Annotated in this window: 21 protein-coding genes and 1 other RNA gene; 13 read left to right on the top strand and 9 right to left on the bottom strand. The window is 38.8% G+C overall.

Annotation, left to right across the window (positions count from 1 at the left end; all coding sequences use genetic code 11):
* Positions 1-238 precede the first annotated feature (238 nt).
* The 3 genes from AC5YD2_RS11220 to AC5YD2_RS11210 all read left to right on the top strand — a co-directional run bounded on the left by AC5YD2_RS11220 (position 239) and on the right by AC5YD2_RS11210 (position 2,312).
* Positions 239-694 carry a bacteriohemerythrin gene (locus tag AC5YD2_RS11220; protein WP_496126412.1) on the top strand — a complete coding sequence of 152 codons (456 nt, stop codon included), beginning with the start codon at positions 239-241 and terminating at the stop codon, positions 692-694.
* Positions 695-861: 167 nt separating this feature from the next.
* A complete protein-coding gene (locus tag AC5YD2_RS11215) occupies positions 862-1,944 on the top strand; it encodes a hypothetical protein (protein ID WP_496126411.1) in 1,083 nt (360 codons plus the stop codon).
* A gap of 47 nt (positions 1,945-1,991) precedes the next feature.
* On the top strand, positions 1,992-2,312 hold the full coding sequence (locus AC5YD2_RS11210; protein ID WP_496126432.1) for an RnfH family protein: 321 nt from the start codon (positions 1,992-1,994) through the stop codon (positions 2,310-2,312).
* 45 nt (positions 2,313-2,357) lie between these two features.
* Here the strand turns inward: AC5YD2_RS11210 and AC5YD2_RS11205 are convergent, their stop codons facing one another.
* Positions 2,358-2,756 (bottom strand): outer membrane protein assembly factor BamE, encoded by a 399-nt coding sequence (locus AC5YD2_RS11205; RefSeq protein WP_496126410.1) that lies wholly within the window; start codon positions 2,754-2,756, stop codon positions 2,358-2,360.
* Between the two features lie 112 nt (positions 2,757-2,868).
* Between AC5YD2_RS11205 and fur the strand changes: the two genes are divergently transcribed.
* The gene (fur, locus tag AC5YD2_RS11200; protein WP_496126409.1) at positions 2,869-3,306 is read left to right on the top strand and encodes a ferric iron uptake transcriptional regulator; all 438 of its coding nucleotides are present in this window, start codon (positions 2,869-2,871) and stop codon (positions 3,304-3,306) included.
* Between the two features lie 83 nt (positions 3,307-3,389).
* On the opposite strand, the gene AC5YD2_RS11195 is transcribed toward fur, so the two are convergent.
* Positions 3,390-4,508, bottom strand: a complete 1,119-nt coding sequence (locus AC5YD2_RS11195) for a PilT/PilU family type 4a pilus ATPase (protein WP_496126408.1) — start codon at positions 4,506-4,508, stop codon at positions 3,390-3,392.
* Between the two features lie 27 nt (positions 4,509-4,535).
* Positions 4,536-5,573: a type IV pilus twitching motility protein PilT gene (locus AC5YD2_RS11190; RefSeq protein WP_496126407.1), complete on the bottom strand. Its 1,038-nt coding sequence runs from the start codon at positions 5,571-5,573 to the stop codon at positions 4,536-4,538.
* A gap of 123 nt (positions 5,574-5,696) precedes the next feature.
* Between AC5YD2_RS11190 and AC5YD2_RS11185 the strand changes: the two genes are divergently transcribed.
* The 3 genes from AC5YD2_RS11185 (at position 5,697) to AC5YD2_RS11175 (ending at position 8,338) form a co-directional block, all read left to right on the top strand.
* Positions 5,697-6,383, top strand: coding sequence for a YggS family pyridoxal phosphate-dependent enzyme (locus AC5YD2_RS11185; protein WP_496126406.1), 687 nt, complete (start codon positions 5,697-5,699; stop codon positions 6,381-6,383).
* Positions 6,384-6,594: 211 nt separating this feature from the next.
* Positions 6,595-7,350 carry a hypothetical protein gene (locus AC5YD2_RS11180; RefSeq protein WP_496126405.1) on the top strand — a complete coding sequence of 252 codons (756 nt, stop codon included), beginning with the start codon at positions 6,595-6,597 and terminating at the stop codon, positions 7,348-7,350.
* A gap of 190 nt (positions 7,351-7,540) precedes the next feature.
* A complete protein-coding gene (locus AC5YD2_RS11175) occupies positions 7,541-8,338 on the top strand; it encodes a thioesterase family protein (protein WP_496126404.1) in 798 nt (265 codons plus the stop codon).
* A 246-nt stretch (positions 8,339-8,584) separates the two neighbouring features.
* Here the strand turns inward: AC5YD2_RS11175 and AC5YD2_RS11170 are convergent, their stop codons facing one another.
* The 3 genes from AC5YD2_RS11170 to AC5YD2_RS11160 form a co-directional block, all read right to left on the bottom strand.
* Positions 8,585-12,217, bottom strand: coding sequence for an AAA family ATPase (locus tag AC5YD2_RS11170; RefSeq protein ID WP_496126403.1), 3,633 nt, complete (start codon positions 12,215-12,217; stop codon positions 8,585-8,587).
* A 12-nt stretch (positions 12,218-12,229) separates the two neighbouring features.
* Entirely contained in the window at positions 12,230-13,474 is a 1,245-nt protein-coding gene (locus tag AC5YD2_RS11165; RefSeq protein WP_496126402.1) for an exonuclease SbcCD subunit D, read from the bottom strand.
* 149 nt (positions 13,475-13,623) lie between these two features.
* Positions 13,624-15,072: a hypothetical protein gene (locus tag AC5YD2_RS11160; RefSeq protein ID WP_496126401.1), complete on the bottom strand. Its 1,449-nt coding sequence runs from the start codon at positions 15,070-15,072 to the stop codon at positions 13,624-13,626.
* A 318-nt stretch (positions 15,073-15,390) separates the two neighbouring features.
* On the opposite strand from AC5YD2_RS11160, the gene AC5YD2_RS11155 reads away from it, so the two are divergent.
* The gene (locus AC5YD2_RS11155) at positions 15,391-15,837 is read left to right on the top strand and encodes an ABZJ_00895 family protein (protein WP_496126400.1); all 447 of its coding nucleotides are present in this window, start codon (positions 15,391-15,393) and stop codon (positions 15,835-15,837) included.
* A gap of 45 nt (positions 15,838-15,882) precedes the next feature.
* On the opposite strand, the gene thiO is transcribed toward AC5YD2_RS11155, so the two are convergent.
* Both thiO and hemB read right to left on the bottom strand, forming a co-directional pair.
* On the bottom strand, positions 15,883-16,998 hold the full coding sequence (gene thiO, locus AC5YD2_RS11150) for a glycine oxidase ThiO (RefSeq protein ID WP_496126399.1): 1,116 nt from the start codon (positions 16,996-16,998) through the stop codon (positions 15,883-15,885).
* A gap of 321 nt (positions 16,999-17,319) precedes the next feature.
* Complete coding sequence (gene hemB, locus AC5YD2_RS11145) at positions 17,320-18,333, bottom strand: porphobilinogen synthase (protein WP_496126398.1); 1,014 nt, start codon at positions 18,331-18,333, stop codon at positions 17,320-17,322.
* Positions 18,334-18,442: 109 nt separating this feature from the next.
* Between hemB and AC5YD2_RS11140 the strand changes: the two genes are divergently transcribed.
* The gene (locus AC5YD2_RS11140; protein ID WP_496126397.1) at positions 18,443-18,940 is read left to right on the top strand and encodes a thioesterase family protein; all 498 of its coding nucleotides are present in this window, start codon (positions 18,443-18,445) and stop codon (positions 18,938-18,940) included.
* A gap of 91 nt (positions 18,941-19,031) precedes the next feature.
* Here AC5YD2_RS11140 and glpK read toward each other — a convergent pair whose 3' ends face one another.
* On the bottom strand, positions 19,032-20,510 hold the full coding sequence (gene glpK, locus AC5YD2_RS11135) for a glycerol kinase GlpK (RefSeq protein WP_496126396.1): 1,479 nt from the start codon (positions 20,508-20,510) through the stop codon (positions 19,032-19,034).
* 130 nt (positions 20,511-20,640) lie between these two features.
* On the opposite strand from glpK, the gene ssrA reads away from it, so the two are divergent.
* The 4 genes from ssrA to AC5YD2_RS11115 all read left to right on the top strand — a co-directional run bounded on the left by ssrA (position 20,641) and on the right by AC5YD2_RS11115 (position 26,312).
* Positions 20,641-20,999: a transfer-messenger RNA gene (gene ssrA, locus AC5YD2_RS11130) on the top strand.
* A 1,574-nt stretch (positions 21,000-22,573) separates the two neighbouring features.
* The gene (locus tag AC5YD2_RS11125) at positions 22,574-23,905 is read left to right on the top strand and encodes a Rieske 2Fe-2S domain-containing protein (protein WP_496126395.1); all 1,332 of its coding nucleotides are present in this window, start codon (positions 22,574-22,576) and stop codon (positions 23,903-23,905) included.
* A 66-nt stretch (positions 23,906-23,971) separates the two neighbouring features.
* The gene (locus AC5YD2_RS11120; protein WP_496126394.1) at positions 23,972-24,913 is read left to right on the top strand and encodes a PDR/VanB family oxidoreductase; all 942 of its coding nucleotides are present in this window, start codon (positions 23,972-23,974) and stop codon (positions 24,911-24,913) included.
* 145 nt (positions 24,914-25,058) lie between these two features.
* Positions 25,059-26,312, top strand: a complete 1,254-nt coding sequence (locus AC5YD2_RS11115; RefSeq protein WP_496126393.1) for an OprD family outer membrane porin — start codon at positions 25,059-25,061, stop codon at positions 26,310-26,312.
* Positions 26,313-26,321 lie beyond the last annotated feature (9 nt).

Raw genomic sequence — 26,321 nt, 5'->3', positions numbered from 1 at the left:
TTTGGTCGCTTTATCTGAATTTTAAAAATTTCATAACTTATTGAAAAATATTTATTTTTTGGTTAAAAAATAATTGAGTGTTTTAGTTGGTATTATAATTATTAACAATATAAAACAATTACTTACTTGATTTGACTTGTAAATTTTGAATTCCGACTAATCAAGTTTATTTTTATTTCATATTTTCCACTATAAGATAGGGCTCAAGTTAGTATAGCTCATGTTTTAAGGTGATCGTATGAAGATGTATTGGGTACCAGAATATAACACTGGAATCGATGTGATTGACGATCAACACAGACGAATTTTAGACTTCATCAATGAAATTGATGAGATTAGTTCTACTACTGATCGTGATCGTGTTAAACAGATTTTGAATAATATTATTGATTACACTCAATCACATTTTACATTCGAAGAAAGTTTACAAGAAGAAGCGGGATATAAATACCGTGTACCGCATAAACGTGTACATGATTTATTTATTAAACGTATTGAAAGCTATCGTGATCGTTTTGCGGAAGGCCATTCGATTGAAAGTGAATTACATGAAGTGCTTTCTAAATGGTTAATTAATCATATTCAACACGATGATGCCGACTACGTTGGTGCGGTGAAAATGAATATGATTGGTATTATTGAAAGCAATGAAAAGAAAAAAGGTAAAAATTGGTTCTCTCGCTTCTTCTCTTAATTGCAACTTCTTCCAGATAATAACGAAGAGTACAAGAAAAAAGAATAAATGAACTCAAGCTTGCGCAGCAAATCATCTGTAAAGATGGTTTGCTTTTTTTATTCTATGCTTTGATTTTCATCAGGGACAAAGGCAAAATAGCACAAGACTTTTTCACGGAACTCGTCATGCAGGATACATCTATGTCGCGATGGTTATCGCCGCTCATGGCATTTTGTCTATCATTTATTATTATTGCTGGGTTAGCACCAAGCCTTGGTTTACAAATTGACCGCCAAATAGATTTTTGGGCATTGTGGTTAGGCACGATGTTGCTTTTAGCCTTACCTGTGATTTACTTAGAAATTGCACTTGCCAAACGTTCTAAGACTTCAGCTTTAAATGCATTATCAAGTTTGACTCGTGATGCCGATGCATCACAGAGATGGCGCATTGTCGGATGGCTGTCAGTTGTATTTATTCCATTCTTAGCTGGTGGGTTAATGTATAACTTAAGTCAGCTCGTGGTCAGCGAAGGGCAATTAGATTTTAAAGTTGAACTTGTATTTCTGGTAAGTGCTGTCATTGCTTTTGCTTTGTCATTTGTACCACGTGTGATTTTAGTGGTATTGACGGCACTTGGTGTAATTGCTTCTCTTGTTTTCTCAAAAACAACAGGTACGCAAGTTATAGCATGGCAAATGACGCCGATTGAATTTAAAGAGTGGGGCAATGCCACAATTTTGGCTTTAGTGGCAAGTGGCTTAGGGTTGGGGTTATATTGGCAATCTTATAATGTGAACAACACTCAAGATGAGCCAGCGACTCAACAAACTTTACCGATTTGGATTGCACAAATTATTGCAGTCGTTGCCTTTGGATATTTTGCTGTGAGTACAGCATTACCTGCCTATAGTATTTTGTTTGCAACGGTAATGGCATCTGCACTGATGATCCAGATGGCGAAAGAGCAACTCGCACAACGTCATATTGCGTTCATTATTCAATTTGTGATTTTGATTACAGCAGTTGCAGTTTGGGTCATTCCTTTCGTGGCTCATATATTAAATAGTGCATTGATGTTATGGGGCTTGTTGATTTGTTTAATCTATTCAATCTTTGTCGGTTGGATCATAAAAATCAGTCATTTACGTAAAGCTTTAAATTTCAGCAATGAGGCTTTTTATAATATTTGGCGTATTGCCGTTCGTATCGTGTTGCCACTCAGCATTGTGTTGGCAATTATTTCATATCTTGGGCAATTGGTTTGATCATGAATACGCAGGACAATCAGCCAGTGAATACCAATCAACATTCAATGATGCCACAAAAGGTCTGGGTTGCATTTGCGAGTGTTGATCAGCAATTTCATATCGCTGTTGATTTTGTGGAAGGCATGACGGTCAATGATGCTATTGAGATGAGTCAAATTAAGAATTTAACGACTCTGCCTGAAATATTACAATGCGGAATTTTTGGTATAAGGGTTCGAGATTTGACACAATTAATTGAAGTGGGTGATCGTGTTGAAATTTATAGAGCTTTAACCGTGAATCCCAAAGATAAGCGTCGAAAACGTGCGGCAGAAAACCCTGTCGGGCTGTATTGCCGTGGCAATCGCTTTAAACTATTGAAGTGATTTTAAAAACCCCTCAATGAGGGGTTTTCTTTTATTTAAAAGTTACTATAGTGGTGGGGCATTGAGAATTGCTTCTTTAGATGCCGGTAAACCCGGTTGAGATTCTGGAATTGTTTCCAGACCTTCAATCTTATTTACCACACCATTTTGGTCAAAGAACACTTTAAGGTGTTGACCTTGAACAGCAGGAATTTTCGCTTTTTTAGCGTAGGTGCCTGGGATATAGTGGTACAGGTAATCCCAACGTAATGGATTCATCGGATCAGTTACAGTCGGACTGCCGAGTAAAAAGCGTACTTGTTGATGCGTCATCCCGACTTGTATTTTTGATGCTTGGGCTTGGGTTAATGGTGTCCCTTGTGGAATATCGACTTTATATACACCGAAGACAGAACAACCACCCAGTAAAGAAGTGACGAATAACGCCAGCATGATTTTTTGCATTTTGCTACACTATCCCAAATTAATTATGATGCAATTGATCCAAGGATAGATCATACTGCATCTAAACTCTGTTGCATATTCCAACTTAAAATTTGTTGAGAGACCTTTTTATATGCCTATTTCCAATCAAGATTTACGCAAAGCTGGACTTAAAGTTACCCTTCCACGAATCAAGATTTTGGAATTATTGGAAAACTCTAGACAGCATCACTTGAGTGCTGAAGACATTTATAAGACCTTACTTGAACAAGGCGAAGATGTCGGTTTAGCGACTGTATACCGCGTGTTAACTCAGTTTGAGGCAGCAGGTATTATTCAGCGTCACCATTTTGAAAATAATCACTCTGTATTTGAGATTATGCAGGATGATCATCATGATCATTTGGTTTGCTACAACTGCAATAAAGTGGTTGAGTTTACCAATGACGTTATTGAACATGAACAACACCAAGTGGCTGAAAAAATGGGCTTCACTTTGACGGGTCATTCACTCAATTTATACGGTTACTGTGATGCTCCTGAGTGTCAGGAAGTGTATCGTAAAAAGTAATTCATCAGATCTATGAATAAAAAAGAGCTCCTAAGAGCTCTTTTTTGTGACTGACTTTTAAATTATTCAAACGGATCTATCGATTATTGTCCATCGAAAGTCAATTTTGATGCAGAACCCAATAATTGATCAGCACCATCTTCCGAGAGTTTAATTTGCAGACGTAAATCATTTTCAGAGTCTGCATATTTCAGTGCATCTTTATAGCTGATTTGACGTTCTTTATATAAATCAAATAAAGCTTGGTCAAAGGTTTGCATGCCCAACTCACGAGATCGCTTCATCAAATCTTTGATTTCATTGACCTCACCTTTTCGGATTAAATCAGAAATTAAAGGCGAATTAATTAAGATTTCAATGGCTGCACGACGTGATTGCCCATCAATGGTCGGCACTAACTGTTGAGCAACGACCGCTTTGAGATTAAGTGATAAGTCCATAAACAGTTGACTATGTCGATCTGCTTCAAAGAAATGAATAATTCGATCAATCGCTTGGTTAGCATTGTTGGCATGGAGTGTTGCAAAAACCAAATGACCTGTTTCAGCAAAAGCAATCGCATAGTTCATGGTTTCGCGAGATCGAATCTCACCAATCAGAATCACATCTGGTGCTTGACGTAGCGTATTTTTAAGCGCGATTTCATAGCTTTCAGTATCAATACCAACTTCACGTTGAGTAATGATGCAACCTTCATGTTGATGGACAAACTCAATCGGGTCTTCAATGGTGATGATATGACCTTTAGAGTTGCGATTTCGATGACCAATCAAAGAGGCCAGCGAGGTCGATTTACCTGTACCTGTTGCTCCCACCAATAAAATGATGCCACGTTTGGTCATGGCAAGATCTTTTAAAATAGGCGGGAGTTTCAGTTCTTCAGGGGTTGGAATTTGTGTTTCAATACGACGTAATACCATACCCGGTAAATCACGCTGTTGAAATGCACTGACACGAAATCGTGCTGTTTTATCTTTATTGGAAATTGCAAAATTACATTCACGGGTATCGGCAAATTCTTTACGCTGTTTATCGGTCATGATCGAATAAATCAATTGACCGATAATTTCACCGTTGAGCTTGGTTTTGACCACAGGAATGATTTCACCATTGATTTTCATTGAGGGTTCAACATCGGCAGTCACGAATAAATCGGATGCCTTATGGGTAATCATCAAATCTAATAAATCGTTAAAATCCATATGTTCATTCCATGTATTTTTATGCTTTTATAGGAACGATTCTGGCTGTTTGGCAGCAGTACGTGCAATTTGTGGACTAATCACGCCTTTGGCAACCAAAGTTTTTAAGCTTTGATCAAGGGTGGTCATGCCATAGTTTGCACCCGTCTGAATCGCGGAATACATTTGCGCAACTTTGTTTTCACGAATCAAGTTACGAATCGCAGGAATACCAATCATGATTTCATGAGCAGCGACACGACCACCGCCATTTTTCTTGAGCAGCGTCTGAGAAATCACCGCTTGAAGTGATTCAGATAACATCGCACGAACCATATCTTTTTCTTCAGCAGGGAAGACGTCAATGACACGGTCAATGGTTTTCGCAGCAGACGTGGTATGTAGAGTACCAAAGACCAAGTGACCTGTTTCAGCAGCGGTAAGCGCCAAACGAATCGTCTCAAGGTCACGCATCTCACCGACCAAGATAATGTCTGGATCTTCACGCAGTGCTGAACGCAAAGCTTCATTAAAGCCATGAGTATCACGATGTACTTCACGTTGGTTAATCAAGCACTTTTTAGATTGGTGTACAAATTCGATCGGATCTTCCACAGTCAAAATGTGGTCATAACGGTTTTCGTTAATATAATCCATCATTGCTGCAAGGGTGGTTGATTTACCAGAACCCGTTGGGCCTGTTACCAATACGATGCCACGTGGATATTCACAAATATCTTTAAAAATTTGTCCCATTCCCAGATCATCCATCGACAATACTTTCGATGGAATGGTACGAAAGACAGCACCTGCGCCACGGTTTTGGTTAAATGCGTTGACACGGAAACGAGCCACGGCAGGAACTTCAAATGAAAAGTCAGTTTCCAACTTTTCTTCAAAATCACGGCGTTGTTTATCATTCATAATGTCATACACCAAACGGTGGACATCTTTATGCTCTAATGCTGGTAGGTTGATACGACGAACTTCACCATCTACACGAATCATTGGCGGCATGCCCGCAGATAAATGTAAGTCAGACGCGCCATTTTTAACAGAGAAAGCAAGTAGTTCTGTAATATCCATAAAAACCCCGAGTGCAAATAAATCTTAATTATTTTGTTAGAATAATAATGCTTTCCTCTAGCTTAACCAACAGTTGACCGAATAGGAAAGTAAAAAAAGATGAATTAAGTGAGATATGTGTCAATGAATAGTCTTCAACAAGCCAGATCACTGGTGTTACAACAGATTCAACAGGCTTGTCAGCAATCCAGTCGTGCAGAAAATACTGTACAACTTTTGGCTGTCTCAAAGACACATCCAAGTGAAGCTTTACGTGAAATTTTCAATGCAGGTCAACGTGCATTTGGTGAAAATTATCTGCAAGAAGCTTTAGATAAAATGGAAGCTTTAAATGACCTCAATATCGAATGGCATTTCATTGGGCATGTACAACGCAATAAAACCAAACATCTAGCTGAAAAATTTGCATGGGTGCATGGTGTGGATCGATTGATCATTGCAGAGCGCTTATCGAATCAAAGATTAGCTGATCAAGCACCGCTCAACATTTGTTTGCAGGTCAATATTGATGCTCAAGATACAAAAGATGGTTGTCAGCCTGAAGAAGTAGCCGATTTAGTTGCTGCAATTAGTCAATTGCCTCATCTTAAACTTCGTGGACTCATGGTGATTCCTGCACCAAACAATACTGTTGCGTTTGCAGATGCACAAAAATTATTTGAACAGGTTAAATTTCTTCACGCACATCCTGACGATTGGGACACTTTAAGTATGGGAATGTCAGGAGATATGACAGAAGCCATTGCTGCGGGTTCTACTATGGTTCGTGTAGGAACTGCCTTATTTGGTGCTCGAGATTATGCTCAATAAATATCAATCTATAACTTAACTAAGATGCCTAATTAATTTGTGAGCATAAAGTTTAACCCTGAAAAACTCAGGGTTTTTTTAAGATTTAAAATTGTACAAAAAAATAACAAAGTCATGTCAACCAGTATAAAAGCAAATGTCATATACTGTTTATGAAAACTACATAAAAATGTATTTGTGTTTAAATAATTTATAAAATTAAAGGTGAATCATGAATTTAAAACATTTTCTCAATCTTTTTATCTGCCTGCTCATAGGGTTATTTCTAACTGCTTGTGCTAAAAAAACAGAGGAAGCTGCTTCAGATTCGGCAGTCGTAGCCGATGCTGCACCCTCAAATGCCGATATTGCATCTAATGAAAAATTAGGAACAAAATGGGGAGATGATGTTAGCTCTCATGTTACCAAAGTTGATTTACACCGTATGTCGGATGAACCGATTGCTCAAGCGACTGTACGTTATGCCAGTAAAGATTTTAAAGGTAAGGCGGTCAATAGCCTGTCGATCGCCGCAGGTAAAGTAAGTTTTTCTATTGTTGATGATGAAGGAAAGGCTCTACCGCTGATCCGTGATGGTAAGAATTACTATGTCAAAGCAAAAGCAGGTCAAAGCTATCAATTACGTTATGAAAATAACACGTCAAATACCTATGAAATCGTGGCAAGCGTAGATGGTCTAGATGTTCTGAATGGTCAAGAAGCATCAATTTATAGTTCGGGTTATGTGTTGAATGCGCATGATACTTTGTCAATTGAAGGTTTCCGAAAAAGTGATCAAGCGGTTGCTTCATTTACCTTTGGAAAGCCTGATGAATCTTATGCTGCAAATTCTTCAAATGGATCAATTGATAATACAGGCATTATTGGTACAGTGGTTTTTGAATTAAGTAACCCTGAACCTGTTGTTGTTGATGCGACCAGTGAATATGCACCAGCACCGAATGCATTTCCAGCGGATAAAAATTAATTGATATAAAAAAACAAAAAAGACTTCTTCGGAAGTCTTTTTATTTGGGATAGGTAAACATAGAAAGGAATTAAAGGCTTAAAGCTATCAATGATGAGAAAAGTATCAAGTTTAGGGTTGATGTTTTTGCATAATTTGATTAAAACATAAACAGTGTATTTTTCACTTATTATTCAAGGATTAGAACAAGATGAATGGATATTATCAACTCATTCAACGTCAAGAAGAACAACACGGATCCGTCATTGCACATTATCGATCAACAGCGTTGGCTCAAGGGGCATGGAATCCTCATGAACAACATATGGCACCTGCTACAGGGATTATTTGTGAGGAAATATATCGTTACCATCCTCGCGCAGGCATGCGTATTGGTCGGGTCAGTCTAGATATATTGGGTTTAATTCACGGTGGCGAATTTAGTATTGAAACCAAAGTCATTCGTCCGGGTAAAACGATTGAATTATTAGAGTCTGTGATGAGTACGCAGGGTAAGCCTTGTATTATCGCGAGAACATGGCGGATGATACTTAGCGATTCTCAGGCAGTGATGGGAATTGAAGATCAAAATGTTGAGACACCTGAACATGCACCTGTTTGGACTGAAATTCGAAATTGGCCAGGTGGTTATATCCAATCAATTGAAGCCCGCACTCACGGACGCAGGGCAGGGAAAGGCATTGTATGGTTGACCAATTCGCATGATATGGTTGAAGGTCAGCCCACTGCTGATTTTGTCAAATTAATGGGCATGGTAGACACCGCGAATGGAATTGTTTCGCGTCAAGGTTGGCCATTTCAGTTTGCATTTCCGAATTTAGATTTGCAGATTCATCTGTATCGAATGCCACAAGGGAAATGGCTTGGTTTAGAGACCGTTCAACAATATGGCAATGATGGAATTGGCTTAACCAGCTCGATATTGCATGATGAACAAGGACCCTTTGGTCGAAGCGAACAAATTTTGACTTTACGTCAATTGGATTGAAATCTAAAGCTTTTCAACCAAATTAAGCCAACCATGCAGATAAGCAAAGTTGGCTTAATCCTAACCCGAATAGCGGATAAGGATTTTTCTTTAAAATCATAAGCTAAATGTAATTTTATGATTAGTTTTTAGTGTTATCAGACCAAAGCATAGACTTTTTTATGCTCAAAATGATGGATAAGTCTCAAGATGAATGATCTCATTTCCTTAAGCAGGATTCGGGTTAATCCTATATTATTTATTCGCTCAACCTACGATTTGAATGGTACTTGCACCAGTCCCCACGGGTTTAACTTGGATTTGTACAGGAATACGTTCATGCATTTCTTGGATGTGGGAGATCAGCACCACTTTACGCCCTTGGCTTTGTAAGCTGTCTAAGGCATTCATCACCATATGTAATGAACTCGGATCGAGCGTGCCAAAGCCTTCATCAATAAATAAGGATTCAAGCTTCATCGAGCCTGAAGCCATGTTGGCAATGGCTAATGCTAAAGCAAGGGAAACCAAAAAAGTTTCACCCCCTGAAAGAGACAACACAGGGCGTATTTCGCTGTTCATGTCTAAATCTACAATCGCCAAACTTAGACTGTCTGGAATACGATGCAACTGATAGCGTGGAGCAAGCGGTTGTAATTGTTGATTGGCATATTCCACCAAAATATCTAAGTGATGCTCTTGCGCAATTTTTTGGAACTTCACACCATCACGATGACCAATTAATTCGTAAATCCTGCCCCAACGATATTCTTCTGCTTTCGCCACCTCAATTTCAGATTGATACTTTGTAAGCGTTAACTTTTGATGGTCATTCATACGCAATTCTGCATCGATTGTATTTGATGCATTTTGTTGTATCGATTTTTGCTCGGCGAGTTCACTTAACTTTTGCTGAATCATTTCAAAATCAAGCGCTGGCTGTTGGCTTAAGTGCTTTTTATAATGTTCTTCGAGTGTTTCCCAAGCACTTTTGGCACTGCTCAATGCATGATGATGTCGTTCTAAATCGGCACGCATGCTTTGGACTTGTTGGTGTGAAAGCGCCATACATTGTTCAATGCATACATCGCTAAACTCAGTATGCTGTTGCTTCCAAACAAAAATGGCATCTGTGGCATGTTTTAAGGCTTCTTCATGTTGCTGTACTTGGCTGTGTAAACGTTGCTGTTCAAGACGCAAATCTTGCATACGTTGCTGCGTTTGCTCAACATTGTGACGCTGTGCATGGAGCTGTTGTTGTAAGGCATGATCTTGCGTCTCTAAAGCCTGTTGCCAATCTGCAAATTTCCGATATTGCTGACCTGCGTAGGTTTCGGTAAGTTGATTCAGTTGTTCACGCAATTGTTTGCCTTTTTTCAGTACCTCTTGCATGGATGTATCGAGTTGTTGTTCGCGTTGTTGTAAGAATTGCAGACGTTCTTCAAAAGCTTTGAGATTTTGCTGCAGATCCTTCAATTGATTTTGCAAACCTAAGCGCTGATTCAAACCTTGTTGGCGTACCTGTAGCTCTGCAAGTGCAGTTTGACATTGTGCCAAGGGTTGATCTCGCCATTTTTGCTGTAGATGCTGTGGCAATGGAGACATCATCGGCGTGATAATTTGCGACAGTTGTTGTCTTTGTTGCAGTGCAATTTTAAGTTGTTCCAACTGTCCTAAATGATTACGCCATGCAAGTAAAATAGTCTCCTGCTGTTCACGCTGTAATTTCAGCTGTTGTTGCTGTTGGATAATCGCATCGATATTTTGCTGAATCGTTTGATTGAGCTCATCGCTAGGGCGGTCGATTACAATGGATAAAGCATGGGTTTGGATCATGTCACTGATCTGTTGATATTGCGCTGTGGTTTGCTGATTCAATTCATCAATACGCTGCTGTTGCTGTGCAAGCGTGCTGTCCAACTGGGAGATTTGAATCTTTAAATCATTTAACTGTTGCTGTGCTAATTTGACTTGTTGTTCTGCATCTTCAAGTTGTTGATGCTGTAGATTGGCTAAAGCATCTTGAAGTAAGGCTTGATGTTCGACAAAGGGGTGAGTTTGGCTACCGCAGACCATACATGGCGCATCAGGTTGTAACTGCACACGCAAATCTTGCACACTTTGGTTTTGCAATAAACGTTGTTGCTCAAAAATGTCCTTCACGTTTTTTAGATGTAACTCTGCTTGTTGTAACGCCGTTTGTTGATGGTCAAGTTGAGCATTTAGTTGCTGATTTTTTTGCTGATTTTTGAGATCATCGTGTTGGATGTTCTTCAATAAAATAACATCGTGTTGCCAACGCTGGCAGTGCTGTTTCAAGTTATCTAAATGATGTAAATCTTGCGCATACTTTTCTTGCTGTTTTTGTTTCTGATTCAAGTCTTGTTCTAATGTATTTAAATCTTTAAATGTCGCCTGCCAAGTTTCAATTTGAGACTGAATCTCTTGTTGTTGCAGAATGAGATCTGCCTCTGAAGATTGCAAAGCCATTGGATAATGTTGTTGTAGATGGACATATAAATTTTGGTACTGTTCTAGACTCTGTAAGGTCGATGGCAACACATCATCAAATACTGTCCAATCCGCAGTTTGGCTAAGATGTTGCTCAATTTCGAGTAAAGCGTGTTGCTGTTGATTAAACTGCTGTTGTTGCAACGTGATCTGTTGCTGTAACGGGGCAATATCCACTTTGAGTAGATGATTTTTATCGGCTTCAGTTTTCTTAAATAATTCAGCTTGCGTATGGATCTCATGATCAATTTGGCGCGCCTGTTCAAGCTGTGGCTTGAGTTGTTCACGATGATTTTGCCATTCGGTCAGTTGTTTTTGAGATTGTTCAAATAGTTGTTGCTGTGCATTAAAATTCTGTTGTGCTTGATCTAACTGAGGTTGAAAGGTTTTTAAACTTTCTTGAAGTGTATTCAACTGAATTTGTATATTTCGTTGCTGATTAAAAGCATCTCGAATTGGCTGAAATTGATCTAAATACACCAATAATTGTTTTTGAGATTGTAACTTTTGGTCGGCATCTATCTGTACATCATAGACTTCTTTTTTTGCCTGCATGTTGGCATACAATTCATGACGATCTTTATGCCACTTCAAGTCATTTTCGAGCAGCTTTTCGGTTTTGCTTAAGTTTTCTAGAAGAAGATTAGACGCTTGAAACTCTGATTGTAATTTTTCGATTTGCTCATCCGAGAGAAGTTCCAACTTTCCTACATATTTTTCAAGTTCAGTTCTTTTACGGCTGACTTCACTGTACTTTTCAGCGGCACGTTTACTGACTTCACTAAAAATTTGTGAGTTGGTGAGATATTCCAGTAAATCCGCACGTTCTTGATCTTTGGCTTTTAAAAATGCACCGACTTCTGACTGTGCAAGTAAAACCGCACGGGTAAATTGTTTAAAGGTAAGACCTGTAATCCGCTCAATAAATGGTGTGCACTCTGAAGTCTTTTGTGTCATTAAACGTGATTCATCAACACAAAATACCGAACGATCGACTTTAATGTTCCCGTCCACTTTTTTACGTGCACGCTGGATTTCCCAACGTGCAATATAACGTTTTTGGTCGAGTGCGACAAATTCAAGTTCAGCAAAGCCTGAGGTCGTGCCACGGCGTAAAATATTTTTAGGATCGTTGATCGCAATCGCTTGACCACTCGCATCTACAATCGTGTTATCTCGGCGAGAACGAGGATTATCACTATCAGGTAAACGTGGAATCCCATCATAGAGTGCCAAACACATCGCATCTAAAAGCGTAGATTTACCTGCCCCTGTTTTGCCTGTAATCGCAATGAGGCCTGCTTGCGCTAAAGGCGTATCTTCAAAATTGATCTCATGCGTGCCTGCCAAAGATGCCAAGTTATTTAAGCTTAAACGTATAATTCTCATGGTTTATCCTGATTAATCTTGGTCAAGGGCGTCTTGTGCTTCGTGCAACAGCTGTAAGAAATCTTGTTTGACTGCAGGATCTTCGCTATAACCTTTCTTTTCCCACATCCTTAAAAATAAAGACTCAGGTGTTGGCGGTGCTAAATCAATTTTAGAGCTGTGTGCCTGATCTTGATCATCAATTTTTTGATATAAACGTGCAATTCTCAGCAAACGATAGCGATTAGGTGGTAGGGCTAGTTCAATTTGTTGGCGTAAATCTACAGGAGGCGGTGCATCGGTTTTATATTCAATCTCGATAAAATGCCGAGCAGCTAAATCTTCAATTTCGCCATCAGGTAATGCTTTTAAGGTCTCAATTAAATCGGATAGATCAGCACTAATCCGAATTAAATCGACTGTTCTTGGGATAATTAAAGGTTCAAAACTAAATGCATGATCTTTAAGCTCAGGATCAATTTTGACTTCGACCACTTGATGCTTATAGTTGCGCTCGCTAAAAGACAGAGGAATAGGCGAGCCACTATAACGGATATGCTCTTGTCCTACTTTCTGTGGTTTATGCAAATGTCCGAGCGCAACGTAATCAATCACATCATCAAAAAGGGCAGTGGATATAGCTTCTTCATTCCCGACCACAATTGGACGCTCAGAATCTGATGTTTCACCACCTTGCATATGCGCGTGTGACATCAAAATTAAGGCTTGGTCAGGCTGTTTACGAGCTTTAGCCTCGGCAATCAGTTGTTGATGTAAATAGCTAATAGCACTTTGTTGATTGGTGGTCTGTTCATTAATTCCAGTGATCTCGCTACTGCGCAAATAAGGCAGTGCCAAGCACCATGCCACAACTTTTTGTTGTTGGTCATAAATAGGCACAATCAAACGATCAAGATCTAAGGTTTTTGGGTCTATACGATGAATCACACCAACTGCTTTGGCGTTATATTTGGCTAATAGTGGGTCGACTTGCTCAATCCGATAACCAGAGTCATGGTTGCCTGCAATCATTAATGTTTGTAGGTGTGGGGCGATTTCATGTACATCGGCTAAAAATTGATAAAGCTGTTTTTGGGCAGAGGATGCTGGGTTGATGACATCAAAGATATCACCAGCAATTAATAATGCGTTGGGTTGTTTGAGCTTAATCTGCTCTAAGAGCCAGCTCAGAAATTGAGCATGTTCAAATTCACGATCATGATTATGGAAAAACTGTCCTAAATGCCAATCTGATGTATGTAGAAAATGAATTGCCATATTATTTGTCCCATGCCTTGAGAAGCATAGTAGCGAAAATGTATAGTTGAATTCTAGTCCATCATCATTTTGGCATCATAATCTTTCTTATAATGAAAAATCATTAAGGCATTAAGGCATTAAGCAATTATTTTTAATTCTTTAAAATCCTATATCTTTAAATAATAAAATAAGTCCCCTTTTTTTAAGATTTTATCTTCTTCAGACCTAAGTGTTATTGCAATGAAGCAATTACAATCTTTCATAAAGTTAATTTTATCTTGACGACTTTCATCTAACTCAATGATTTTTAGTTCTGGAACAGTTTCTTCTCTATGGTATCCAGGTTTAACGTCATAGAAGATATCGGAGACAGATGCCCATAAAAAGGGGGTGGGGTTCTCTCCTTTATGTTCATAATCATGTCCTAGTACACCCACTTCCCACTTTGGTTGGTAGGGCTTGTTATGAATACGATGTAACAAGATGGGGCGAACAAAAAGGTGCATATTCACGATAATGTCTAACAGCCCACCACTAACGTAGTGAAGAATTCCACGGTCTTCGTATTTTTTGGCGATGGTTGCAGTATGTTGACCTTGCTCATTATAGTGTTTAATATTTTCTCGAGTTATTGGACGTTTTAAGTCTCCGAGCATAAGTTTAGATTTTACTGCTCTTTGTATTTGAGGGATGATTTCACCACCATGAAGTAATCCCTGTTTCCCCAATCCTACTTCACTGAAAGTTCCATCTTTAAGATTGATGCCGCATGCAATGCTGTAATCGTATGTGCTGGTTATCTCTTTTAAACGATCAATAAAAGTCTTCATGTCGGTGCTGAGTTGACGATCTTCCTCAGATAATACAATCTGAGGCATTTCGTATCTCCCAGGCTTTATTTTAATGATATCAAATTCATAGCCCCAAATTTTCATACAATCTTGTATATATCCAAACTCCAGATCACTATTTAACTCTTCTAGATCATAGGCGACACAGACCACGGCGATTTTAATTCTTTTATAAATTTCGACTTGCGTAACTTTGGCTTGCCTCAGTAAGGCTTTTTGAGGCGCTGTGATAATGGTTCCTTTTTCTAAGATCACTTGACCTGTTTTATAATCGGCACCTTTTTCAATCATTCCTAAGCCAATCGTGAGAGGTTTTAATTCTTTTAGCTCATATTTTTCATAATCTTCAAAAGTCCAACCCTCTAAGTCCTTTCCTCCAATAAGAGTATTGGCAATGTTGCCTATTTTGATATGAGCATCAACATAAGCTCTGAAGTCTTGAGAGGTATCTCCTTTAAATAAAATTTGCCCATATTGAGGCAGTCTAAATAATTGTTTTATACGTCTTAACTCTTCAATCGTTCTAATATCATGTTGGATATTCATCATATATCCCCGAGTACGAGAAAGGGCAATATCTGGATATTTAGCTTCAGCAACGACATCTGCAGACAATTTGCAATTTAAACATCCCTCAATGGAAACGACCTCAGTTAAATTAGGATTTGGTAAACGCTTTCCGAGCTCTATAAATTCGTTAAAAAAAGACCAGATTAAATTATTGTTTTTGACGTTGAGTAAGTTGGGTATAGGTGTGCCTTGCATATTTATATTCTTATTGTCATAAAATAGTTAAAAAAATAAAGCCGACGATTCGAGTGATAGAAAATCGTCGGCTAATATACGTCAATCATGAAAATTTAGGCTGCTACAACTAAACTTAAATGCTTGAAGCATGATTTATAAGTTTCATTGGTTTAGAGGTCACCAAGAACATTTGCGGATGCCGTGGCAAATAGTTCATGGTTACTACTGACCTTCTACTTTATATAACGTCGGGATACACAGATTCGTTGACAATAAACTGAAAAAAAACTCATTTTTTTTTATACTGCTGTTTTATTCAGTGTTGGATGAACAAAAATGGTCTCTTTGAACAAATATTACTTATGGTTCTTCTTACTTTGTTTAGGGCTGACATTGATCGCAGGCGTGGTGGCTGCACTCTTACCACCACAAGTGGCAGGGATTGTGACTGCCTTACCGTACATGATCGCCATGATCTTTGTACTGAATCTATTTATCAAACAACAACGTCGTGCGCCTACTGACCAAGAGCGAAAAAAGTTTACATTAGCCTATACGTTTATATTTTGGGGTTATAACATCGCAGGGGTGTTGTTTGGAATACTTATGTTTTCTCGTAATGACCCTGAAGTATGGCAAAACTTTACGCTTTATATGACCAATGGGAAATTCTTAAGTCTTACGGTTATTATGATCATGATTTTAGCCATTCCGTTGTACCTCATCACTTATTGGTTTTACGGAAAACAAGCACAACGTATGGCAATGAAAAAGTTTGGTTAATTGGTAAAATCACTATTTAAAGTGCATACCTAAAACTGAAACCATTTAAATGGTTTCAGTCTGCTGTAAACGGCTCGGGCTATAGACATCTGCATTGACTAAAGTGTCTTGATTTAAGATCAATTGGCGTAAAAGCTGTGCTGAGGCAGGTCCCATACATAAGCCATTTCTAAAATGTCCAAAGTTCGCCCAAGCATTTTCAAGCTCAGGAAGTGGTCCGATATAAGGGATGCCTGTCGGTGAGCTTGGACGTAATCCTGCCCATGATTTTACAATCGGAAATTGTTCCAGTTCAGGCACCATTTCCACACTCGCTTCATAAATTTTACGTTGCGTGTCGATATTCGGACGATGATCAAAACCAATATCATCCATGCTTGAGCCACAGACGATGTGTCCATCTTGTCGCGGAATTAAATACATGACTTTATTCATACACATGGTCGGTAGCCATTGTTCAGGGGTTTTAAATAAAAGCATTTGACCTTGAACGGGGTATACGGGAATTTTCAATCCGAGTTGATTTGACCAATGCTCTGACCAAGAGCCTGTGGCAATAACATATTGATCTGCCGTGAAGTGTTGACCTTGAGTGGTTTTAATCGAATTGATTTTATTGTTTTTAATGTCAAAGTGGTCAATCCATGTATTTTCATACACGTTGACTTTGGGATGTTGTTTTAAATAGGTGATGATGGACTTGAGTAAGCGCGGATTACGTACATGGGAAATTTCAGGGAAATACATCGCATGCTGAAATTGTTGAGCAATATGCGGATTGGTTTGTTCTAGTTTTTCACGATTGAGGAGTTGGCAACGTTGCATCGGTTCATGGTGGCGATCTGCATAGTGCTGACCAATTTCAAAATCGTCTTCATCAAAGATCAGCAAACCTGTGTCGTAAATTTCAAAGTCGATCCCTGTGATTGGACGGAGTTTCTCATTCCATTGTTGGTAAAGTTTTTTACCATGTTGGGCGAGATCGTTCACTGCTTGAGGATAACGCCATGGATACATTGGAGACAGGATTCCACCACCTGCCCAAGATGCGGCTTTACCCGCCTGTTGTTGATCAAATAAGCTGATCGAGCACCCTTGCTCTACTAATTCAAGTGCAGATAATAGACCGCTAATCCCACAGCCAATGATGGCAATATGCATCTTAAACTCAATCTAGTCCATAACAGTGTGAGATATTAAAACACAGCGCTTAGATTGCAAGGGAGTGGAGTGCATTTTAGAAACTAAAATCAAGAAACTAAAATCAAAAAACTAAAATTAAACCTAAAATGAGAAACACGACAAAGATCATCGATTGTCATAACATTTTATTTTCTATACTTATTTTGATCACATCAAAAAGACCGATCATGGATCAGCCTTTTTAGAGGGACATTGAAGGTAAACAGCTTTGAAAGCTAAAATCTTTGAAAATGAAAAGCTTTAAAAATGAAGAACTTTGAAAGTTTAGATTTTCAAAAATTACTTCATACCTTTTAACATTTTCGCAGCATCTTCAGCGAAATAAGTCCAAATCCCATCTGCACCTGCACGGCGACAGCTCATGAGCGATTCTAAAATCACGCTTTCAGATAACCAACCATTTTGGATTGCCGCTGCCAACATGGCATATTCACCACTGACTTGATAAACAAAGGTTGGAATACCAAAAGTATCTTTCACTTCACGCACGATATCGAGGTAAGGCATACCTGGTTTTACGATGACCATATCCGCGCCTTCTTGAATATCGAGAGCAATTTCATGTAGCGCTTCAGCTCGGTTACCCACGTCCATTTGGTAATTATATTTGTTACCACCTTTCAAGTTACTTGAAGAACCGACAGCGTCGCGGAATGGGCCATAGAAACTCGATGCATATTTCGCAGAATACGCCATGATGTTGGTATAGATATGACCATTGGTTTCAAAAGCTTGACGAATCGCAGCGATACGACCATCCATCATGTCACTTGGTGCAAACACATCTGCACCTGCTTCTGCATGACTTAACCCCTGTTTAATTAAGCATTCAACCGTTTCATCATTGAGCACATAACCTGTTTCATCAATGATGCCATCTTGACCATGTGTGGTATATGGATCAAGTGCGCCATCAGTAATCAGCACCATTTCAGGCAATTCTTTTTTAAGTAAACGAACTGTGGTTTGAACGAGTCCGTCATCACGCCAAGCGGCTTCAGCAGATAAACTTTTGTCTTCTTGAGGGGTTACAGGGAAAAGTGCCAATTTAGACACACCCAATTCCAAAAGTTTTTCTGCTTTGTTTAACAACAAATCCGCGGAAAGGCGTTGGATTTTTGGCATACTAGGGATGTCTTGGGTTTTATTTTGACCTGGTAGCACAAATACCGGATAAATCAGATGCTCTGTAGATAGATGCGTTTCTCTCACCATCTCACGGAGTTTTTCATTTTTTCGAATACGGCGCATACGTGTAGCAGGAAAAGCTGGGCGATTAAACGTATAAGTCATCACATTCTCGATGTTCGGTATTTAACTTGCGGTTATTGTAGCCCCCTTAATGCGGTTTTGGGGAGAATTCCTGAATGGTTTTTTCTCATTATGTTGATTTGAGTTTGTTATGAATGATGTAGAAAAAAAGTGGACGGGCAATTTGCATTACGGTGCAAAGGTTGACTTGAATGTGGTTTTAAACCAATTGGTTCAGGTATTTAATACTTCGCCTTATTTTTCATACAATGAAATGCAAATGCGTATAGTCGATGGTCAAATCCAAGGCTATATCGAAATGAAACCGAATCTGATCGGGAATATTTCATTCCAAATTTTGCATGGTGGCGTATCTGCAACTTTACTGGATAGTATTGGCGGTATCGTGGCGATGGCAGAGCTTTATAATCGTGCTGAACCTGATCAGATGGCGGAAACGTTAAAGAAAGTCTCTCGTTTGGCCACCGTTGATATGCGTGTCGATTATCTCGCACCGGGTCGTGGAAAACACTTTATTGCCACGGCTGAAGTTCTTCGTATGGGGCGTAAGGGCTGTACTATGCGCATGAATATGGTCAATGATGAAGGTAAGCCAATCGCAACAGGTATCGCGTCTTATGCTTACTAATTTGTAAGTCCTTATTAAAGGATAAAAGAATAAAAGCCCTCAATTTACATGATGCTAAAAGTGAGGGCTTTTTGATGTCATTCAAACGCTATCAAGACTTCGCTCGATTTAAGGCATTTTGCCAAAGCTTTAAATGAGTTTGACGTTGGTCTTCACTCATATTCGGTTCAAACGCACGATCGAGTTGCCAAGATTCAGAGATATCTGAAAGCTGTGAGAATACACCTGCTTTTAAACCTGCCATGGCTGCTGCACCCCAAGCGGTGGACTCAAGCATTTTAGGACGTAGCACAGGGACATTTAAAATGTCTGCTTGGAATTGCATCAGCATATCATTGCTACTCGCACCACCATCGACACGCAGTTCTTTCAGTGGCTGTCCAATATCCGACTGCATCGCTGTAAGTACATCAGAAACTTGAAATGCAATTGCTTCTAATGCTGCCCGTGCAATATGTGCTTTATTCGTTCCACGCGACATGCCACAAAGCAAGGCACGCGCATCACTGTCCCAATGCGGTGCACCTAGTCCTGTAAATGCAGGAACGAGAACGACACCTTCAACGCTTTCGACCTGACAGGCTAAACGCTCAATGTCTTGGCTATTTTTGATAATTCCTAAACCGTCACGTAACCACTGCACAATTGCACCTGCCATAAATACACTCCCTTCCAGTGCATAGGTATTTTGGTTTTGACAGTTCCAAGCGAGTGTAGACAGCAGTTGATTTTGACTGGTTTGAATCTGATTGCCTGTATTGAATAGCATAAAACAACCTGTGCCATAGGTATTTTTAGCAGTACCAACTTCAAAGCAAGATTGACCAAATAATGCCGATTGTTGATCGCCTAGAACGCCCATAATTGGAATTTCTGCACCCAATAAACCTTTGGCAGTGTTAGCAATATAGTGGTCGGAACTGACGATTTGAGGTAATACACCACTTGGAATGTTAAATAAATCGATTAATTCTTGACTCCACGTTTGCGTCTTTAAATCCATGAGCATGGTGCGCGAAGCATTACTCATCTCAATCACATGTTTGGAACCTTGAGTTAAGTTCCACATTAACCAACTGTCAATCGTTCCAAAAGCGACATGACCTTGTTCTGCAAGGTTACGTAAGCCATCTACATGTTCGAATAACCAGACCAATTTTCCAGCACTAAAATAGGGGTCGATGCGTAAACCTGTAATGTTTTGAATGCACTGTTCATGTTGATTTTGAATGAGTTGTTGGCACCATGAGCTTGCACGTCGATCTTGCCAGACGATTGCAGGGGCGAGTGGCTGACCTGTACGCTTGTCCCAAACCACAGTAGTTTCACGCTGATTGGTGAGTCCAATCGCTTTAATGTCTTTAGCGAGTAGACGAGCAGAAGCAATTGCCTGCTGAACGACTGCAATTTGAGTGGTCCATATTTCTTGAGCATCTTGTTCAACCCAGCCTGATTGCGGAGTCTTAATGTGGATTTCACGTTGAGCTGTTGCGTGAACATTTCCGTATTCGTCAAAAATGATCGCACGACTGGACGTCGTTCCCTGATCAAGTGCAAGTAAGTAACTCATATATTTTTAAATCTTAGACTTGAAAAACAAAATATTAGCGCAATTATGAAATTAAGCGCATGAAGATGTGTAATTGTTTGAAAATTACATCGTATTTTTCTACAAGTATGCTATGATTACGCTGTACTTTGGGGATGTTCCTGGCTTCGACGCTGGTGATGAAGCTCATAGATGCATGCCGAGAGCGCATTTTCTCTCGTAAATCAAATTTGCATTTTTTAGTCGCAAACGACGAATCATACGCTCTAGCTGCCTAAGGGCAGCTTGTCCGCCTCTCCGAATACTTGTGGTTAGAGAGTCCGACTGAAGCGCACGCACACAAGTCCGTATTAAAGTCACGCCTCGGGGCTTTGTACTAAATTTAGAGGATCGCCTTAGCACCCTGTTCGTCGGGTCGCAACGGGTTAAAATAATTGACGATATCTAAGCATGTAGTATTCTCGAGTGTAGTGCTTGCGGACGCGGGTTCGACTCCCGCCATCTCCACCAAAACACTAACTTTATATGACTCAACATGACGGAATATAAAGTGGAAAGGCTTAAACTGTAAGGTTTTAAGCCTTTTTTTATGCCTGAACATAAGCCAACATCACTAACTATAGGGATACATGCCGTGTATCCCTTGCATTTTCCAGAAGTCAAAGGAATACAAGAAGAACGAAAAGATCAGATATAGCCAGATGTGAGTTTTACACTACATTTCAAGAATAAATATTTTTATATTTATCAATGAAATATTATTTACAACATTGTAGTGTAAGGAGTGAATTTGGCTATATAAGAAATTAAACCTCTAACAGATACCGTTTAAGCAATGCTTGAGACAGAATTAAAAGAATACAGAGAGCTAGATGGTGATGGCTTTTACTTCCGTGTTAAGCCTGATAATAAAAAGGCATGGCTATTTTACTAAACTTAATTACTCAAATATTGAAATGTTTTAATTACCCCAAGTGCTTAAAAATTTAATTGAGAACTTGGGTATGAGCCCAAGCTAAATCGATAAATTTGTTGAGGACTACTATGCGCGTATGAATCTCATTCACTAGGCTTGAAAAGTCACTTGAATGAAGTTTATTTCCTCATAATTTGATGGAATGTGTTTAGGGTTTCGACATACTTTGGACATGATATCTGGATCAATTTTTTAAAAGATTATTCATACACCTTTGAATGTTTTTTAATAGTTCATTTCTTTCAACTGATCTTGCTATTTTGGCTGTACATTTTTTAGATAGAACCAAAGATTCATCACATTGAATTAAATCAAATAGATTTCCAATCCTTACGAATTAATCACATCCTTCTTGAAAATCTTTAAAGAACTTAATTAACCCGAATCGCGGATAAGGATTTTTCTTTAAAATCATAAGCTCAATGTAATTTTATGATTAGTTTTTAGTGTTATCAGACCAAAGAATAGACTTTTTTATGCTCAAAATGATGGATAAGTCTCAAGATGAATAATCTCATTTCTTTAAGCAGGATTTGGGTTAATTATCAAGTTTTAGCCTATATCTATATATACCACTTTCATCAGCAATGACATTTAGACTGATGTTTATTACGTTCTGATTCACCTTTATCTAAAACTTCTAGGCAATAGAGTCAAGAAGTAGATCTAATTCATTACGACTTTTATGAGAGTGAATTGTATTAACAATAAAATTTTGCCTTCTACAATACCGGGATATCAATATGGCTGGTATTTGAAATGGTTAAATTCAAACGGCAGGGGTAATAAGACTTTGAATTGCTGTATCGAAACCAGTTTGATTTCACTTCATTAACCTTTTGATTGAGCATGTTATTCATTCGTTGGATCAACCCAATTGAAATACAATTTCGCTAGATTGTAAGTGCAGGCTTATTCATTTCGCAGTTGGGATGCTGAATAACTTTTCAGATAGTGTTTTGCAACAGAGAGTTTTACTTTCACATTGTTACTTAAAAATCACCAAACCTTTTCAAATAATTTTGACAAAGGTTTTTTTCGGCTGTAAATTAAATTGATTGATATAATAAATAATGTTTTGCAGGTAAAACAAGCAGGGAGGCAGATAATGCTCACAGAAGAGAAAAATGCAAGATTGACAAAAGTAGGCCCTGATACTGAAATGGGTCAATATTTACGTCGCTACTGGCATCCGATCGCTGGTGAAAGCGAATTTGATGAGAAATCCATCAAGGAAATACGTGTTATGGGAGAGGATCTTGTTTTGTACAAGGACCTTAGTGGGAAGTATGGTGCTGTAGATCGTCATTGTCCGCATCGTAGCGCCGATATGCTGTATGGATTTGTTGAACAAGAAGGTATTCGTTGTAGCTATCATGGTTGGCGATTTGATGAAACAGGTCAATGTATCGAACAACCCTTCGAACAAGTGTGCGATCCGTCAGCACGAATGTGTAAAAAAACCAAAATCAAAGCATATCGTGTGCAAGTGAAAGTCGGTATGTTGTGGATTTATATGGGGCCTGAACCTGTTCCTGAGTTGCCAGATTGGGATTTATTTAATTATAAAAATGGCTTTGCCCAAGCGGTTTTTGCCGAACTTCCTTGTAACTGGTTCCAGTGTCAAGAAAACTCTATCGATCCAATCCATTTTGAATGGACACATAACAACTGGGCAATCCGTCAAACAGGTGAAAAAGGGCCTTATGTGCCAACACATTTAAAACTTGAATTCAAAGAGTTTGATTATGGTTTCACTTATCATCGTTTACGTGATCATGAAGATGAAAATAATCCAATGTGGACACAAGGACGCGTAACTTTATGGCCGAATGGATTTTATTTAGGTCACCACTTTGAGTGGAGAGTGCCCATTGATGAAGAAAATACGTTAAGTGTACTTTGGGTGTTTAGCCGTGTGCCATCAGAACAAGAACCCTATCAACAGGATAAAATACCTTCTTGGTATGGTCCAATAAGGGATACGCAAACAGGTCGGTGGATTACATCTCATGTGGCCAATCAAGACTTTGTCGTATGGGTAGGACAAGGGGCTATCACGGATAGAAGCCGTGAAAATCTAGGTCAAAGTGATCGTGGTATTGTCATGATGCGTCGTCGTTTCTTTGAAGAGCTAGATCAGTTAAAAAATAATCCAGATTTTGTACCTAAGGCTCTGATTTTTGATAAAGCATTGAATAAAGATATTGTTTTACCTTCAGCATGCCGTGATGAACTGATTCAAGGTTTAGCGCGCAAAGAACTGTCCGAACACCCATTATTGGGTCCATATCTCAAAGATTTCTTTGGTCAAGCAGGTCAGCCAGATGAAGTTCGACTTGCTTATGAACAGGCAGTGGGTCAAAAGATGGAGGGCGCGACTGTTTTTGCCGTACACGGTTCAAATAAAAATGAAGATCAAAGGGCACATTCTGAATAAAGGGATTTAGACATCGTCGAAATCTAATGATTGTGTTGCTGTCAAAAAGTAAGATGGAATTTCAATATGTATGTTCAAATTAAATCAATATCTGATTTAACGCCAAGTATTCGAAGTTATGAGTTGGTTGCTGAAGATGGTTGTGAACTGCCTATGTTCACAGCAGGTTCACATATCGACTTAATTTTGGAGAATGGGTTAACCCGTCAATACTCGCTCTCAAACTGTGACTCAGAACGTAATCATTATGTTATTGGAGTATTGAATGATCTCCATTCACGTGGTGGCTCTTCCTTTATTCATGATCAACTAAAAATAGGGGATCGAGTTCACATCAGTGAACCGAGAAATTTATTTCCAATTCACCAAAATACTAATCAAGCCATTTTATTTGCAGGCGGTATTGGGATTACTCCAATATTATCAATGGCTTTTAATTTAAAAAGAAGAGGTATTCCTTTTAAATTATACTATTTTGTGAAGGATGAATCTTCTATTGCTTTTAGAGACATTCTAAAGAAAAAGTTCTCTGAGGAAATCCATTTTCATATTGATGGTGATCGTAATCAGCAGATTAATGTTGATGACGTTTTAGGCAAGCCTGCTTTAAATGAGCATCTTTATGTATGTGGTCCAAATGGATTTATGGATTTTATTTTTAAGACAGCAGAAAAATATCATTGGTTAAATGATCATTTACATAAGGAGCATTTTTCGGCAAATAGTGTAGAGAGTTGTAATTCTGATTTTTCAATAAAAATAGCATCGACTGGACAATTAATTGAGATTGCTGCTGATGAATCCGTAACTGAAGCTCTTGAAAAAAATGGATTTTCAATTCCTGTTTCGTGTGAACAAGGGATTTGTGGCACATGCTTAACCAATGTACTTGAAGGAGAGCCTGATCATAGAGATATGTTGTTAACGGATGAGGAGCGTGACTCCAATAAAGTTTTTACACCATGTTGCTCACGTTCAAAATCTAAAATCTTAGTCTTAGATTTATAAGTGGAAAGGTTCTTGATTGAAAAGAACCTTTTTTTATAGCTAAATTTAAAAGCAAACCTTGTTTTGCATACAAATAAAATGGACTTTACAAAGGAGCTTTCAACAAGATCGTTGGAAGCTGAGTGAATATAATTCAGGAAGGATTATGAGAAAAAGAATATTATTTTACCTACTGCTATCTTCTCAGTGTGCTTTTGCACAGGATTTTATCGAAGATACGCAAGTCAGTTTATCGACTAGAAACTATTACTATGATCGTAACTTCACCGAACAATCGAATGTATCTGCATTAAAAGAATGGGCTCAAGGTTTCATACTGAATGTTGAGTCAGGTTATACCCCAGGCCTAATTAGTTTGGGTGTAGATGTTCAAGCGATGGCAGGATTAAAACTATATGCAGATGATCTGCAAACAGGTGCGCAACTTCTTCCAGTCGATAAAAGTACGCGAGAGGCTGCCGATGCATATGGTGAAATCGGTATTACAGCTAAAGCAAAATACAGCGAAACAGAACTCAAAGTCGGTACTTTGATGCCATTTACTCCTGTTTTATTTGCATCTAAAGCTCGGTTATTACCTCAGGTATATAGAGGTGCCGAGCTGAAGAGTAAAGATCTAAAGCAAAGCCTGATCACAGTGGGATGGTTAAATAAGGTGAACCATCGTGATTCCACTGACTATGAAGACATCAGAATTACAGGTGCGAATGGGAAGTTTATTGGGGCAGCGACAGACCATGTTTTCTACGCAGGGATTGAACATAACTTAGATAAAAAAAACTTAGTTGGTGCCTATACGGCGAAGGTTGAAGATCTCTATCAACAAACTGTCATTATGGCAAAAACTGAACATGACCTGAATAAACATTTAGCAGTGCTAAGTGATTTAAAGTTTTATCGTAGTGATGAAGATGGGAAAGAACGTGCAGGCGCTGTTGATAATACGTTAATTGCAACAAATTTTAGCCTTAAACATGATATTCATAAATTTTCATTCGGAATTTTAAATAGTTATGGAGATACCGCTTTTCCATATTTAACCGGTGGTGAAGTTTTATTCTTCCTAGATGGCGTAAGCACTGACTTTCTTAACCCAAAAGAAAGAGTCAAAAGCTTTAGATATGATGTGGATCTAAAAGATTTTGTAGAAGGGTTAAAGTTTGCAGCGCGTTATAGCAAAGGGGATAACATTGAATTACCCGCTTACGGCGGAAATAATTTAAAAGAAGATGAGTGGGCTTTTGACCTGCAATATAGCGTTCCGAAGCATATGAGGTATATCGGGGGCGTGAATGCACGTGCCCGATACGCGATCTATGATAATAATTTTGCACCAACATCAGCTTTCAAGCCTGCCCAAGAACTTCGCGTGGCGCTTGACTACACATGGAAGTTTTAGGAGAGCACT

The sequence above is a fragment of the Acinetobacter sp. CY73 genome (genome assembly GCF_059515865.1).
This window is presented reverse-complemented; position numbering and strand designations above follow the sequence as displayed.